Source organism: Geodermatophilus tzadiensis (assembly GCF_003002915.1).
In the GTDB taxonomy this organism is placed as follows: domain Bacteria; phylum Actinomycetota; class Actinomycetes; order Mycobacteriales; family Geodermatophilaceae; genus Geodermatophilus; species Geodermatophilus tzadiensis.
The window spans coordinates 25,010-39,734 of sequence record NZ_PVTG01000010.1 but is presented as its reverse complement, the minus strand read 5'-3'; the positions used below and the strand labels follow the sequence as shown (position 1 = coordinate 39,734).

The 14,725-nt window shown below is 70.2% G+C and carries 11 protein-coding genes; 4 read left to right on the top strand and 7 right to left on the bottom strand.

Annotated elements, in window-relative coordinates; genetic code table 11:
- Window positions 1–149 precede the first annotated feature (149 nt).
- The 4 genes from LY71_RS13610 to LY71_RS13590 form a co-directional block, all read right to left on the bottom strand.
- Entirely contained in the window at window positions 150–1,469 is a 1,320-nt protein-coding gene (locus LY71_RS13610; RefSeq protein WP_245887881.1) for a sugar transferase, read from the bottom strand.
- Between the two features lie 483 nt (window positions 1,470–1,952).
- Window positions 1,953–3,056, bottom strand: coding sequence for a glycosyltransferase (locus LY71_RS23160; protein WP_146146147.1), 1,104 nt, complete (start codon window positions 3,054–3,056; stop codon window positions 1,953–1,955).
- 74 nt (window positions 3,057–3,130) lie between these two features.
- Window positions 3,131–4,039 (bottom strand): glycosyltransferase family 2 protein, encoded by a 909-nt coding sequence (locus tag LY71_RS13595; RefSeq protein ID WP_170121353.1) that lies wholly within the window; start codon window positions 4,037–4,039, stop codon window positions 3,131–3,133.
- 56 nt (window positions 4,040–4,095) lie between these two features.
- Window positions 4,096–4,917: a polysaccharide deacetylase family protein gene (locus LY71_RS13590; RefSeq protein ID WP_170121352.1), complete on the bottom strand. Its 822-nt coding sequence runs from the start codon at window positions 4,915–4,917 to the stop codon at window positions 4,096–4,098.
- 209 nt (window positions 4,918–5,126) lie between these two features.
- Between LY71_RS13590 and LY71_RS13585 the strand changes: the two genes are divergently transcribed.
- Window positions 5,127–7,346 carry a glycosyltransferase gene (locus LY71_RS13585; RefSeq protein ID WP_106278387.1) on the top strand — a complete coding sequence of 740 codons (2,220 nt, stop codon included), beginning with the start codon at window positions 5,127–5,129 and terminating at the stop codon, window positions 7,344–7,346.
- A 27-nt stretch (window positions 7,347–7,373) separates the two neighbouring features.
- On the opposite strand, the gene LY71_RS13580 is transcribed toward LY71_RS13585, so the two are convergent.
- From LY71_RS13580 to LY71_RS13570, 3 genes are all read right to left on the bottom strand, one after another.
- Window positions 7,374–8,450, bottom strand: coding sequence for a glycosyltransferase family 4 protein (locus tag LY71_RS13580; protein WP_245887880.1), 1,077 nt, complete (start codon window positions 8,448–8,450; stop codon window positions 7,374–7,376).
- A 17-nt stretch (window positions 8,451–8,467) separates the two neighbouring features.
- Window positions 8,468–9,691, bottom strand: a complete 1,224-nt coding sequence (locus LY71_RS13575) for an O-antigen polymerase (RefSeq protein WP_146146146.1) — start codon at window positions 9,689–9,691, stop codon at window positions 8,468–8,470.
- A gap of 98 nt (window positions 9,692–9,789) precedes the next feature.
- Window positions 9,790–10,476, bottom strand: a complete 687-nt coding sequence (locus LY71_RS13570) for a GumC domain-containing protein (protein ID WP_106278380.1) — start codon at window positions 10,474–10,476, stop codon at window positions 9,790–9,792.
- Between the two features lie 678 nt (window positions 10,477–11,154).
- On the opposite strand from LY71_RS13570, the gene LY71_RS13560 reads away from it, so the two are divergent.
- The 3 genes from LY71_RS13560 to LY71_RS13550 all read left to right on the top strand — a co-directional run bounded on the left by LY71_RS13560 (window position 11,155) and on the right by LY71_RS13550 (window position 14,686).
- Window positions 11,155–12,276: an MATE family efflux transporter gene (locus tag LY71_RS13560; protein ID WP_106278376.1), complete on the top strand. Its 1,122-nt coding sequence runs from the start codon at window positions 11,155–11,157 to the stop codon at window positions 12,274–12,276.
- Between the two features lie 123 nt (window positions 12,277–12,399).
- Window positions 12,400–13,221 (top strand): glycosyltransferase family 2 protein, encoded by an 822-nt coding sequence (locus LY71_RS13555; protein ID WP_146146144.1) that lies wholly within the window; start codon window positions 12,400–12,402, stop codon window positions 13,219–13,221.
- A gap of 232 nt (window positions 13,222–13,453) precedes the next feature.
- Entirely contained in the window at window positions 13,454–14,686 is a 1,233-nt protein-coding gene (locus LY71_RS13550) for a glycosyltransferase family 4 protein (protein ID WP_106278372.1), read from the top strand.
- Window positions 14,687–14,725: the final 39 nt, after the last annotated feature.

The following is a 14,725-nucleotide window of genomic DNA, read 5'->3' as shown; positions in this document are numbered from 1 at the left end:
CGGTCGTGGCATTCCTCCTGGGGTCGACGTGGCTGGCGCTGCACGTGGCCGTCACCGAGCACGGTCCCCTGCTCACAGCAGCAGCCGTGTGCTTGCTCGCCCCGGCTGGGTCGGTGCACCGACGCCGCAGCTTCCGGTAGTCGGCGCCGTCAGCCACCCTGGCGCCGGACCACCTGACCGACCGTCTTGAGGACGATCTTGACGTCGAGCCACGGCGACCAGTTCTCGATGTAGTAGTTGTCGAAGCGCGCGCGGTCCTCGATCGAGGTGTCGCCGCGCAGCCCGTGGGCCTGCGCCCAGCCGGTGAGCCCCGCGGGCACCCGGTGGCGGGCGGTGTAGCGGGGGATGTGCGCGGAGAACTGGTCGACGAAGTGCGGTCGCTCGGGGCGCGGTCCCACGAGACTCATGTCGCCGCGCACGATGTTCCACAGCTGCGGCAGCTCGTCGAGCGAGGTGGCCCTGAGGAACCGGCCCACCGGCCCGAGGCGGTCGTCGTGCTTGATGTTCCAGTTCGTCTGGGACTCCGTGTCGTCCACCGGCTTGAGCGAGCGGAACTTGAGGACCTGGAACGGCCGTCCGTCCAGCCCGACCCGTTCCTGCCGGAAAATGATCCCGGGCCCACCCTCGAGCCGGACGGCGAGCGCGCAGACGGCCAGCACCGGCGTAAGCAGCAGGAGCGCGAGCGCGGACACCATGACGTCGACCAACCGCTTCACCCGCCACCAGGGGCTGCGGTAGACCGAGCGGCGACGGCGGACGAGCGGGATCCCCCAGATCTCGTCGGTGTAGCGGTTGGCGTCGTGCAGCTCGAACAGACGCGGCACGACAAAGACGTCGACGTCGAGCCGGTCACAGGTGCGCAGGATGTCGACGAGCTCGTCGTCGTCGACCCCGCCGTAGGCGACGACGACGTCGCGCACCCCGAGTTCCTGGATCGCCTGCCCGAGCCGGTGGTAGCGGCCCAGCAGCGGGATAGGGAGCAGAGGGCCCGACCCGCCAGGCCACTCGGTGTCGAGGAAGCCGATTGGGTCGAGTCCGTAGTCGTGGCGTTCGAGCAGGGTGGCGGCGACGCGCACGCCCACCGGGCCGGCGCCCACGATCAGGGTTCGGTGGCGGACCAGGCCGCGGCACCGCGCGGTGTGCACGATGCGGTAGGCCACCAGGCGGAGCAGCAGGACGGCCACAAGCAGCACGACGGTGTGGACGACCTGGCGGGCCGGGGCGTCCACACCCGGCAGCACGGAGAAGAGCGCCACCTTGAAGAACCAGGCCACGATCACTGCTGCGAGAACGTAGGGCAGGTCATCCAGCAGGGAGAGGGTCAGCCGCGACCGGTAGAGCCCGGCGCGCCAGAACACCAGCAGGAGGAACGCCAGGGCAAGCCCGTGTACCAGCGCCGAGCCCGGCAGCGTGATCGCCGTCGCGATGGCGAAGGCCGTGACGTCACCGAGGACCAGGTAGGGCCCCACACCACGACGGAGCCACAAGGGTCGCAGACGTTCCCGAACCGCCCGCTCCGCAGGCTTGAGGTGATCAGGGCGCACGGCGCCACCAGTCTCGGTCAACTGCACGCGGACGCCTCTGAGCCCCCGTACGGTCGTCCTCGACGTGGCGCTGCCCCCGTTGCTGTCGGCCACAGTCAGTCCTCCACCGTCGTGCCCGGCTCTGGGCACAACGAGCAGGATCGTGACATGACCTTTTCACGATCGCCATTCGCTCGACCATTTCCACCTGATTCAGGACAAACGCCACGCCTTGCGGTCGGGTACTCACGAACTGCCACTGGGCATGCGGAATCGCCCCAGAAGTCGCTCGCTCGAACCATGGGGGGACGCCCTGTCGCCGCAGCCCAGGCCGTGCGCCAGGCCGCGACCCGCCGATTGAGGTCGAACGAGCACCACCCGGGACTCGTCCTGAGAGGCGCTGCGCGACGCCCCTAGCTGAAGGCGCCATCATCGACCGCTGCGGTCGGGTGAGCTGTCCGCGAGGACCGTCTCGTACGCGTGCCTCATCCGGCGGCTCGTGACCACAAGGTCGTGCGAGGACTCCACAGTGAGCCGTCCGGCTCGTCCCTCATGCTCGGCGAGGCTGGGGTCCTCCAGGCGTGCCGCCAGCGCGTTCGCCAAGGCAGCCGCGTCCTCCCGCGGGACCACTGCGCCCGCTCCGGCCAACCCGTTGCGTGCTCCTGCCACGTCCGCCGACACCACCGGCCGGCCGAGGGCCATCGCCTCCATGGCGACCAGGGACAAGCCCGCCTCCCACCGGCTGGGCAGCGCGACGACGTCGGCGGCAGTCAGCCACGGGCGGACGTCGGACCGGCTGCCGGTGAACACGACGCCGGGGGCAGCGCGGGCGCGCAGGGCATCCGCGTCCGGACCGTCACCCACCAGTACGAGTTGGGCATCGGGCACCCTCGTGCGCAGCGCCGGTAGCGCGTCGAGGAGCACGTCCTGCCCCTTCTGCCGGGCGAGACGTCCGATGCACACGACCGTGGGCCGGTCCTCCAGGCCTAGGTCGCGCCGGGTGGTGCCCCGCTCGGCGCCGTCCGCCACTCGGTAGCGGCCGAGGTCGATGCCGTTGGGCAGCACGAGGGTGCGGGCACGGACGCCGACCTCCTCGCCGCGTCGTCGCTCGTCCTCGCTGACACACACGACGAGGTGGGTCCACCGGGAGGCGAAGCGCTCCCATCCCCGCGCCACGCGGGCCACCGGCCCCGTCACCGCCTCGAAGGACCAGGCGTGCGGCTGGAAGACGGTGGGCCGTCGCCCGCGGAGGGCGAGCCGACCGGCCAGTCCTGCCTTCGCGCTGTGCAGGTGGACCAGGTCCGGGTCCACCTCGTCGATCAGCCGGCGCAAGCGCCGGACCTCGTCCGGGACGGTCCTCCCCGGATCCCGCGAGGCCTGCCACGGCAGGTGCGGCACTCCGAGCTCCGAGAGCCAGCCGGGCAGGTCGCCGTCCGCGGGTGCCGCGACGGCGACGTCCCAGCCGCAGGCATGCTGGTTGGTGACCAGATCACGCACGACGACGGGGACGCCGGCGACTGTTGGCTGGGTCACGTGGAGGACTCGCACGGCGCTCCGAGGTGTGGACGGGCGTCGGGCACCCGACGCGGGTGGGGTGTCGAGCACCGTCAGCTGCCGGCCTGGCGGATAAGGAGCCGGGTGACCAGTCCGGGCCAGCGGGCGGCGAGGTGGAGCACGGTCCGGCGTCGCGGACTCAGCGAGCCATGCCGCAACAGCCGGCGCGCCTCGGCGGACACGGCCTGGCGGTGCCGCATGCGCCACGCCCAGTGCGCGAACGCCGCGTCGGCCAGGGTTCCGGCGGCAACCTCGTGGTCATGCTCGCCGAGCTCCGGGTTCGCGGCGATCAGCTCGGCGACCCGCTCTCGCCCGGCGAGCACCCGCTCGGTGTCCGCCGTCTGTTGGCCGCTCCAGCGCCGATATCGGTAGAGCGGCAGGGGGATGAGTCCGGCGGCCGCCCCGTGAAGGAACATCCGGACGTAGCACTCCCAGTCGGGGCCATAGCGGAGGGTCTCGTCGAAGCCCCCGGCCTCGAGGAAGGGCAGGCGCCGGATGGCCGGCGCGGGGAGGAAGTTCCACCGCAGGATCTCCGACCGCTGGTCCTCGACCGGGAAGTGGCGGTCGAGCGACCACTCCGACTCCACCTCTGTGGCGCCGGGGCCGAAGTCCTCCCACGTCGTCGTCATGAGGTGGAGGTCGGGACGGCGCTCGGCCAGCCACGCCAGGGCCTCGACGCGCTGCGGGGCCATCTCGTCGTCGCCGTCGAGGATGACGGCGAGGTCGGAGGTGAGCGCCGCCATGGCCGTGTTCTTCGCCGCGCCCTCCCCGCCGCGGACCGCGCGCCGCACGAGCCGGACGCGGTCGGCGAACGGCGCGACGGCGGCCACCACGTCGTCCTCCGAGGCGTCGTCACAGACGACGACCTCGTCCGGGAGCCGGGTCTGGGCGAGGACCGAGGCCAGGGCAGCAGGGAGGAAGGAGGCGACGTTGTGCGCGGTGACCACGATGCCGACCGTCACGGGACGGGGTGGCTCGACCCAGGGGCCCTCGGGGGCCAGCACCGGCCAGTCCCCGTTCACCGGGGCCGCCAGGCGGTGACGGCGCGGCGCAGGTGGTCCACGCTCCAGCGCCCGACTGTGATGCGCGGGAGTGCGTGCGGGTCGGCACCCTCGACGGGACCGGCGACGTTGACGAAGGCGAGGTCGTAGCCGGCCCCGCGGGCTTGGCGGGCGTTGCGGCGCGCGACCGTTCCCGGCGCGCCGTACGGGTAGGCCAGCAGTGCCGGACGTTCCCCCAGCAGGTGCTGCAGGTCGTCCCGGCTCCGTTCGAGCTCGGCCCGACTGCGCGTGCGGGAGAGGGTCGCCAGTGCGGCGTGCGAGCAGGTGTGGGAGCCGATGTCGAAGAGCGGGTCCCGCGCCAGGTCACGCACCTGGTCCGCCGACATCCGGCGGTGTCGGTCACACGACCCGGCGCGCGGCCACACGTCCTCGAGAGCTCGCACGACCCGTTCGACGTCCTCGGGCGGTCGACGGTGCAGCACCCCGGTGAGCAGGGCGTAGGACCGGGCGCGGGCCTCGGGGCGACCGACGTCGAGGAACAGCCGGTGCGAGCCCACGCGCACCTCCTGCCGAGACGGCCCCGGGCCCGGCTCGAGGAGCAGGTGCTCGAGGCGGTCCCACCAGTACTCGGGACCGGAGCTCGGGCCCCCGGCCCCGTTGATCGCGTCCGCCACGACGAAGAAGGTCGCAGGGATCCCGAGTTCGCGCAGAACCGGCGCTGCGTTTTGCAGGTTGTCGAGGTACCCGTCGTCGAGGGTGACGGCGACGGCGGGGGCGTCACGTCGGTGCGGTACGTCTCTTGCCGGCACGAGGTCGAACCACTCCCGGATCGCCGTCATGTGATGCCGGAAGAGGGCTGTGGGGACCACCATGCCGCCGGGATCGGGAGACGGGTCGTCGGAGACGCGGTGGTAGAGCAGGACGACGTCCCGGCCGCGGGGACGGAACCGTCGGGGCCAGACAGGGCGCCGCGACCAGACGTCCCGAAAGGGGGGAACGACCCTCATGCTGCTGCGCCGGACAGAATCGTCGTGGTTAGCATCTCGGCGTGGATCGATGCGGCGTCCTGGAGGCCTCGTCGCAGGACGGATCCGTTCAGGACTTCCACTACTCGGTCGCCATCGCCTGCCACAATGCCGCAGCCTACGTCGCAGATGCCGTCCGGTCGGCTCTCGGACAGGACCCTCCACCTGCGGAGATCGTTGTCTGCGACGACGGTTCGACCGACGGGAGCTCTGAGGTACTCGCCCGATTTGGTGACGCAGTCCGCATCGTCCGGCACGAACACAATCGCGGGGAGGCAGCCGCCAAGAACACGGCGGTGAGTGCGACCACGAGCGAATGGGTTGCCCTCCTCGACGCCGACGACGAGATGTTGCCGGGACGGATGGCCGCTATTCGCGACCTGCTCCTGCGTGAACCCGGTCTCGACGTCGCGACCAGCGACGCGGTGCTCGTCCACGACGGGGTGGAACTGGGCACCTGGTACGGCGAGCACTATCCGTTCGCCGACGAGGAGCAGCGCCGCGCGATCCTGGAGCGCAACTTCGTCTTCGGCAACGTGGTGATCCGTCGGGAGGCGTTCCTGGCCGCCGGCGGATTCGACCAGTCGATCGCACACGCGACTGACTGGGACCTGTGGATCCGCATGGTCAATGCCGGTTCGCGCATCGGGTGCGTTGAGCGCCCACTCGCCCACTACCGCATCCACGAGTCGAGCCTCAGCTCGGACAGAGCGGCCATGAGCGCGTCGATCGCGGCCCTGCTCAGGCAGACGCTCACCCGGCTCGACCTCACGACCGAAGAGGCCGGGGTTGCGGCGTCCACTGCTGCCGAACAGGAGCGGATCGCCGCCCGCTACCGCCTGAAACAGGCGCTCGGACGTCCGGGCGCGCCGGTCCGCCGGCTTGCGCTGGCCGTTGCCGGGGACGGGGCACAGCCCACGCGGTCCCGACTGCTGGCGCTGGGGACCTTCGTCCTCCCCGCCGTCGTACGGACGGCCCAGCGCCGCCGGACGGCGACGTGGTGGGAGGGCCCGGGTGGGGTGCGCCTCCCCCGCCGTCGGCGACGCGTCCTCGTGACACTCCCTGACCGGCCGTGGCCCACCGACGGCGGCAAGCGGACCCGGTCAGCCACCGCGCTGCAAGCACTTGCCGCCCTCCCCGATGTCGACCTCGACGTCCTGGTGCTCTTCGCCGGGCCCCCGGTGGAGCGCCCGCTGCCCCCTGGTGTCCGGGCCCATCGGTGCGCGCAGGTGGACGCGGGTCCACGGCCGCGAGCCGTGGCCGCCCTGGTCCTCCTGGTCCGACGGGTGCCATGGCAGATCGCGGTGCGCCGGTGGGATCTGGCGCGTACCGCGGTCCGGGACCTGCAGCAGTCGTCCTACGACCTCGTGTGGTTCGGGGCGACCGACCACGCGGTCAGCCTGTCCAGGACCGTGCGGCGAAGGCGGACCATCGTCGACATGGACGACGTCGAGTCGCCCAAGATCACCGGCTTCCTCGACCTCCCACCGGACGGCTCGACGGTCCGCCCCCGGATCCGCCTGCAGCGCCGTGTCGAACTCCCGTTGTGGCGGCGGCTCGAACGACGGGTCCTGCGGCGGGCCGACGCAGTGGTGGTCTGCAGTGATCTGGACCGTCAGCGCCTCGGTAGCGGTCCGGTGGCGGTCGTACCCAACACGTACGCCGGTCCCCTCCCGTCCGGTGCGACGTGGACGCCGCCTGTGGTCCCGACGTTCGTCCTGGTGGGCACCTTTTGGTATCCGCCGAACGTGGATGCGGCCGTGCACATGGCCACGCGGGTGCTGCCCCGTTTGCGGGAGCGGGTGCCCTCGGCGCGGGTGAGGCTGGTCGGCCGCGGCGGCCAGGACCTCCTCGGCGAGGTCGAGGGCCTGCCGGGGGTCGACGTGGTCGGTGACGTCGCCGACGTCACCCCCGAACTCTTGGCCGCCACGGCCGCGGTCGTCCCCGTCCGGTTCGGGGGTGGCACGCGGGTGAAGATCCTTGAGGCCTTCGCCCTTGGCGTTCCGGTCGTCAGCACCTCGCTCGGGTGCGAGGGACTGGACGTCGTGGACGGCGTGCACCTGCTGGTCGCGAACGACCCCGAGCAGCTCGCCGCCGCTTGTGCCCGCTTGGCAGCGGATCCGGCTGAGGGCCGCCGGCTCGCCGCAGCGGGTCGCCGCCTCTTCGAGACGTGCTATGCACCGGCGGAGGTGGTTCAGACGGTCAGGGGACTCGCAGAACGCGTGTTGACTGGATTGGAGTGACCCGGACCACGTCTGGGCTCGTCAGGCCTACCGGGCGAGGACCGCGCGGACCGCGGCCACGGTCTCCGCGGCCACCTCGTCCCAGCCTCGCACCGGCACGGCCGTCCCGGGTATGCGGCCGGCGCCCAGTGCGGCGGTGATGGCGGATTTCCAGGCATCGGCGTCGTCGTTGGGCAGGTGCACGGCGGAGTCGCCGCTCACCTCGACCAGCGCGGGGTCCAGGGACGTGATCAACGGCGCGCCGAAGGACCGTGCCTCGATGGCCGGCAGTCCGAACCCCTCGAGCTTACTCGGGCACAGCACGACCGTGGCGTTCTCGTAGCACCAGCGCAGCTGCGCGTCGCTGAGGTGTCCGAGGAGTTGCATGGCGCCACTGGCGAGGCTTTCGGAGCCGTTCGTCCCCAGCTCCGACGGCCCCCAGCTGGGCGGCCCGACGACCGCCAGGGTCGCATCGGGGCGCTCCGCCACCACGCGGGGCCATAGGTCGACGACGAGGCCGAGGTTCTTCCGCGGCGAGGTGTCACCCACGATGAGGGCGAACTCGCGGTCGACCAGCGACGTGACCGGCTCGCGCTCGGCGGTCCGCAGGCCAGTGGACATGGCTAGGGGGACGGCGACGGTCCTGCCCGCTGTTGCCGGCACGAGCCGCTCCACGGTCCGTTGCGTGGCGCGGCTGACGCACAGCAGGGCATCCGCCTGGCGGATCGAGGCGAGGTAGGGCCGGGTCAGGAGCGTGCGCTTGAGGAGCCCGAAGTCGCGCGGGCGCTGGAACGGCAGCATGTCGTGGACGGTGAGGACGCCCGTGGCGCTCCCCCAGCGCGGGAGGACGTGCTTGGTCCCGTGTACGACGTCGAACCGGCGCCAGGCGGGCAGCTGCGCGAGCCCGGTGCGCTCGAGTGCCGTGCGGACCGGGACCGGGAAGTTGGGCACGGTGAGCACCCGGTCACCAGAGCCGAGCAGCTCGGTGAAGAAGGCCCGCGCCGAGGCCGTGGCGAGCACGGACAGCTCGACGTCGGTCCTCGCGCGCAGCGCGCGGGCCAGCTCGACGGTGTAGCGGACGATGCCGCCACCGGAGCCGGACGCCGGCACCTGCGTGGCCAGCATCAGCCAGGAGAGTGGTCTCACGTCGCCCCCGTCGTGGTCGTGGATCGCCGGGTCAACCATGCGATGACGACCAGTGCCACGAACGCCGGCAGGACCCGGCCCTGTCCCCAGTACAGGTACCGGGGCAACTCCAGGAGACCGGTCAGGGCCACCGGGTAGATGAGCGAGGCCCAGAACTCGCCGTCCCTCCAGCGGAGGTAGACGATCCCGAGCGCCATGCCCACGAGCAGGAAGAACACCAGCCCGCCCGCCGTCCCGTAGTCGACGAAGGGCACCGACAACCCGCCCGGGCTGTTGAACTCCGGGTTGCCGTACTGCTGCAGGAGGTAGGAGTAGTCGTCGGGCTCGTAGTGCCCAGTCAGCCGCCCGTAGAGGTCCAACTGTGAGATCCCCGGCGCAGTCCAGAAGGCCTCGATGCTGCCGTAGGGCAGCCGTACGTCCTTACCCAGCCCGTAGGTCAAGGCGATCTGGCCGTTGTTGTAGGCCGTGGCGTAGTAGCCGGCCAGCCGGTCGATGACGAACTGGAAGAACGACCCGCCGCGCGTCTGTGAGTAGAAGACCCAGCTCCGGGAGTACTCGAAGACGCCGAAGACGGCGATCGCCCCGGGCACCAGGATGAACGGCGCGGCCGAGGTCAGCCGGCGCCGGAGCCCTCCGCCGCGGGCCGCATGCATCGCCAGGATTCCAACGGCCGGGATAGCGAGCTCGAGGATCGCCAGCCGCTCGGTCAGGAAGAAGGCCCGCATCAGCGCGAGCACGAAGACCACCACCAGCCGCTGGGCGACGTAGCGGTCCGGACCGCGGGTCAGGAGCGTGACGGCCACGACCACGTAGGCGATGCCGAGCTGGGTCAGCGTGGTGATCCCGGCGATGGGGGTGAACTGTGTCCGGAGAGTCGAGTCGAAGGTGTCCTGGGACGTCAGCGCGTCGATCAGATCCGCGGGTCGGGCCCCCCGGGAGAACCCCACGGCGGCGAGTACGACGTAGCCGGTGACCGTCAGCCGGTACAGCACCGCGCAGCACCGGTGGAGGAAGCCGGTGTCGACCGCGGCGGCGGGGGACGCCGCGTGGCGTCCGAGGCCCCCGCTGAGGAGGAGCGGCAGCATGCCGCCGATGGCGAACAGCAGGGCCCCCGCGCCGAACAGCAGCAGGGTCTCGTGCGTGAGCGACTTCGCCGTCCCCCACGACTGGCGGAAGTAGGAGTCGTCGAGCTGCCACGCGATCAGGAGCGTGACGGGCACGGTCAGGGAGGCCGCCCCGGCCGGCGACAACCACCACACACCGGTCGACAGCGCGCTCCATCGGGACTGCGGGGGAGTGCGCTGCGCCGCGCCCGTCGTCACTCGGTTCGGACCCTCTGCAGGATTAGGGCCAAGGCGATGCCCACGACAGCACCCAGCAGGAGCCCGATCAGGGTGGCCTGGACGACGGTGCCCGCACCGCCCACGGCCGACGCTCGTGGTGCTCCCACAACCTGCGTGAACTCCTGGTCCCCTGAGCGCAGGAGGACGAGTTGGCTGCGGGAGGCCAGGAGCCTCGAGTACTCGGTCCCGGTGGCGGTGGCGAGGGCGCTGTCACCTTCCGCGTTCAGTGCGCCCTGGAGATCCGCGATCTCCGCCTCGATCCCTGCGAGCAGCGCGTCGACTCGAGCGGTCACGGAGGCGCTCCGCTGCTGGTCGTACTGTTCGATGACGGCTGTCGAGGCGTCGCGAGCCGATATCTCCGTGTCGGACTGGACCTGCAACTCGACGACGTCGGTGGCCCCGACCTGCTGAGCCGTAAGTGTGAACTCGTCCCCGAGTCCCAGCGCATCGGCCACCGTGTCGTGGATGTCAGGACCAGTCAGGATCAGGATTTGTGTCTGGATGAAGCGGTCCCTCGCATCAGTGCTGGTGCTGGGCTGCTCACCGGGGAGAACGGGATCCTGGACGAACGACAGCCGGGTCACCGCTGTGGGTGTCTCTGGATCGCTGAGGGACACGACGAGGCCGACCAGACCACCGAGGATCGCCCCGATCGCGGCCAATGCGAGCCCACGGCGCTGACTGCGAGACCTCCGCGCCACTCCGCCCCCGGCTGCTCGGCCGCGCCGAGGCTCGCCTGCCGGTTCCACGACCGTGGAATCACCCGAGACCTCGGATGTGTCGGTGGCCAGCGCTCCCGGCGACTCGGGTCCGGGGTGTACCGTCACGCGCCTTCTCCCTCGGAGTCCGTTGGTCATCGCGAATGCGACCGTTCTGCAGCGTAAGGTGCCAGCCTGCGCGGAGCCTCCCGAGCTCCTCCTCTGGAGTCAGACGGGCGACTGTGCGAAAGGCTCGGGAAGAGACCGAGGAGGTGCGGACGAGCGTGTCACCGATCGTGCAGGACGCTCCATGCACCGCCGCGTTCATTCGACCACCCGCTCACGTGACGGAGTCCGCACCTTCCCCGCTTTGCCTTTCCCGCATCTGTTGCTCACAGAAGTCGAGTGGCGGCAGAGTGTCGCTGCAATCCTCTTCCGCGAATGCCGCATGGCGTTGCATGTCGCGGGCGCCGTCGTCTCGTGTGCCGTCGTGAGTGAGCTGATCAGGATGACCGATACCGTCTCCGACTGCCCGGATCGTGGCGACCGGCTCGGGCCAGGGAGGAAGACCTGAGCTCGTCGACGCCGCTGACGCGCTTCGGGCGCGCCCTGGATCGTGCGTGGCTCGCACTGCCGCAGGTCGTGTCCCGCCTCACCTCGATCGTCGTGTTCGCCCTGGTGGCGCAACGCGTCGACGCCAGCTCCCTCGGCGCGTTCTCGGTGGCGACGGTGATCTCCTCCGCGTCGCTCGCTCTCGCTCCTGCGCTCGTGGGCAAGCCCCTCGCCAACCTGGCTGCTCGTGGTGCGCCAGTACTCGAGGCCTCCCAGGCCCAGTCAGCCGCGGTCATCGGAAGCGTCCTCGCAAGTACGGGCCTCCTCGTGGCGGCGCTCGCCAGTGAGGGGCTCGTCCGCCTGACACTGCTCAGCGCAGCCATCGGCGTACCGGCGGTTATGATCGTGGAGAGCACGTTCTGGCGGGACGTGTTCACAGGGGGGAGTCGTCGCGCGGGCGGGCTGCTCAGCGCGGCATACGCGGTGCAGGCGCTCGGAGTTGTGACCGCTGCGCTCACCCTTCACTCGCAGGCGGTGGTGCTGTCCCCGTTCGTCACACTCCTCGTGGTTGGCGTGTCGATCCTCCTGGGGCGGCGGGGGCTGAGCGCGAAGGGCGCGTGGGTCTGGGTGCGCGACCGCCGCCCGTCCTGGCTGCCCTACGTCCTCGGCGTCGCAGCGGGGGTGCTGTTGGTCCAAGCGATCCCCGTCGTCATCACCGCGACCGCCGGCTTCGAGTCCGCCAGCGTCTACCGGGCTGGCGAACTGGCGTTCGGGGGGACCAATCTGCTGATCGGGATAGCGACGCAGAACCTCCTCGCTCGAGGGACCGACAGGCCTCGCGCGACGTATGTCCGGTTCACCGCCGCGCTCTCGGTGGTGGCCGTCCTCAACGGGCTCGTCCTGGCTCTGGTGCCGGACGCGTGGCTCCGCCTCCTCGTCGGTCCCGCAGAACCGCTGCTCCGGGAGGTCCTGCTCATCGTCACGATCCAGCGGTGCGCCCTCGCGGTGAGTTCCATCGGGGGGGTCCTCCTCGTGACACTGGTCTCCCCGCGTCGCTCCGGACTGCTCGATGTCGTGGCCGCGAGCGTCTCACTGCTGTTCCTGCTTATCGGCAGCGTGCTGTTCGGCCTTCGCGGAGCCCTCGGGGGCCTTGCTGGAGCTGAGGTCCTGCTGTCGGTGATGTACTTCCTCCTACTGCGGAAGAAGACGTGACACCCCATGACCACACCCCCTCGTCCTCGTATCGGACTGGCGATCACCACCGTGGGGCGCCCTGCCCTCCGTCGACTGCTCGAGTCAGTGGCGCACTCGACTCTGCTCCCCGAGACCGTTGCGGTGGCCAATCAGAGCGGTCGTGATCTAGCATTGTCCACCTCTGGGCTGCCGTTCGACGTCCACATCGTCGAGAGTGCGGGGGGTGCGAGCAGGGGGCGCAACGACGCGATCAACGCCATCGGCCCCTCGGTCGATGTCATGGGGTTCCCGAATGACGACAGCACGTACCCCCGGACCTGTCTCGAGCAGGTCGCTGTTGCCTTCCGTAGTGATCCCGGCATCGCAGGCCTCGCTTGTTCGCTCGTCGAGCGCGGTCAGCCCCGCTTTACCCTCCCAGACAACGGCGCGCTCGACCGACTGACCGTCTGGCGAGCGATCGAGCCAGCGATGTTCCTCCGCCGTGAGACCCTCGACGACGTCGGCGGGTTTAACGAGGCCCTCGGCACCGGGTGCTCCACTCCGTGGCAGTCCGGAGAGGGCACTGACCTGCTCCTGCGGATCATCGAACAGGGCGGCGTCGTGCTTAGCCGTCCGGACATCGCCGTCATCGGCGAGGGCGAACGCCGCGACTTGGATCCATCCTCACTGGTTGCCAAACACCGCGGCTATGCACGAGGAACCGGGTACGTGTATCGAACGCATCCCTACCCGTTCTGGATTAGGGCTCGAATCCTGGCCGCGCCCTGGCTCAGGCTGGGCCAGATCGACCGATCGCCTGCGTTCGCGGTGCGACTGGCTCTCGCACGCTCCCTGGGCCGGGTCGAGGGGTTGACGGGCCGCACTCTCCCCACACGCGAACGGACGTGGCTGCCAGCGGCGCGATCGGTGACGCCGGCGCACGATGCCGACGGCGGGAGGGGGTCTCCGGGATCCTCGGCTTGAGGCGCCGCCAGTGCGAGTCAGCCGCCCTCTGGGCGAGGCAGATCAGATCCTCCGCCACTCTCCGTACAGCAGTCTCCTCGTTCCGCTGCAGCAGCATCGCCACACGAGAACCGGTGCGCGTGACTACCCGGCCCCACAGACCGTCGACCACACGGCGAGTAGGCGTAGGGCTTGATGATGACGACCGCGGGGCACTGCCTGCACCGGACAACTGAGACCTGGAGGTAGCGACGTGCTCAATCCCCGCGCCATCAGCGGCCTGCCCGACGTGTTTCTGCGAACGGACGGGTTCCCCGTTGAGCGTCGGCCGCGCCTGATCGCCACCGGCTACGGCGGATCGGTACGGGCGTCCTTCAGTGGATCGAGCGCTTATCTGGCGGAGGCCGGAATCGAGAACGGCTCACTCGATGGAGCGTTCACGCTGTACGCCACGGAAAAGCCGGACCGGGTACTCCAGCTCAAGGGAGCACTGTGGAAGGCGCAGCGGCTGCTGCGCCACGAGGCCATCGGCGGGTTCAAGTTCTCCGAGGCATTCAGTGCGCATCTGTGGCGCCGCTACCTCCCGTCACTGGCGGGCACGGACGTCATCAGCAACTTCCAGTTCTTCTCCGACCGGTTCCTGCGACAGCGCGAGTCAAACGGGATCGGCATGTACTTCTATCTCGACGCCACCCTGCACGACTACTTGGAGGGCTACAAGGACTTCGACGTCGCAGGCGTCGACCCGTCGAGCGCCGAAAGGGTGTTCTCACTCGAGCGCGACGGCTACCAACGAGCCGACGGGATAGCGGTGATGAGCACACAGGCAGCGAACACGCTGACGTCCCACTACGGCGTCGCTCCTGAACGAGTGAACCTCGTGCTCCCCGGTGCCAACATGACCGACGAGATGGCTGAACGGGTCCTCGAGGCTCGCGCCACTCGTGAGGACACCGGAGAATGCGTCGTCGGTTTCATCGGCGTCTACCCAGAGCGCAAGGGTCTTCCGAAGCTCGCGTCGGCTATCAGTGCATTGCGGCGTCAAGGCGTGCCGGTTCGACTCCTCGTCGTAGGTCGCTGCCCCGCGGACATCGCCGCGATGGACGGGGTCGAAGCCGTCGGGTTCATCAGCAAGAGCGCGGAGCCCGACGCCTTCATCGCGGCTCTCTCACGGATGGACCTCGGCTGCCTCTTGTCGGTGGCGGAGATGTCCGGGATCGCAGTCCTGGAGTTCATCAGGTGCGGCATCCCCGTCCTCGCCACTGCTGTGGGTGGCATTCCCGACAACCTGCGCGGCGGCGGAGGGATCAGCGTGCCGGGAGACGCGTCAGTCACGGATATCGCCGCAGCTATCGGCCGGTTCATCGGTGACGGCGAAGAGCGTCGCCGACTGGAGTCGGAGGCGCTGAAGCGCAGTAGCTTCGTGCGTTGGCAGTATGCAGCCGCCGCCCTCGGGGAGATGGTCACCCGAGGAGGCTCCAGGTGATGGTCGGGGATCCCGTCCTCACCCGGAGATGTCAACCGC

Excerpts from the sequence above, each read along its gene's own strand:
- LY71_RS13590 (WP_170121352.1), bottom strand. The coding sequence starts at position 4,917 with ATGACGGCGATCCGGGAGTGGTTCGACCTCGTGCCGGCAAGAGACGTA.
- LY71_RS13580 (WP_245887880.1), bottom strand. The coding sequence starts at position 8,450 with ATGCTGGCCACGCAGGTGCCGGCGTCCGGCTCCGGTGGCGGCATCGTC.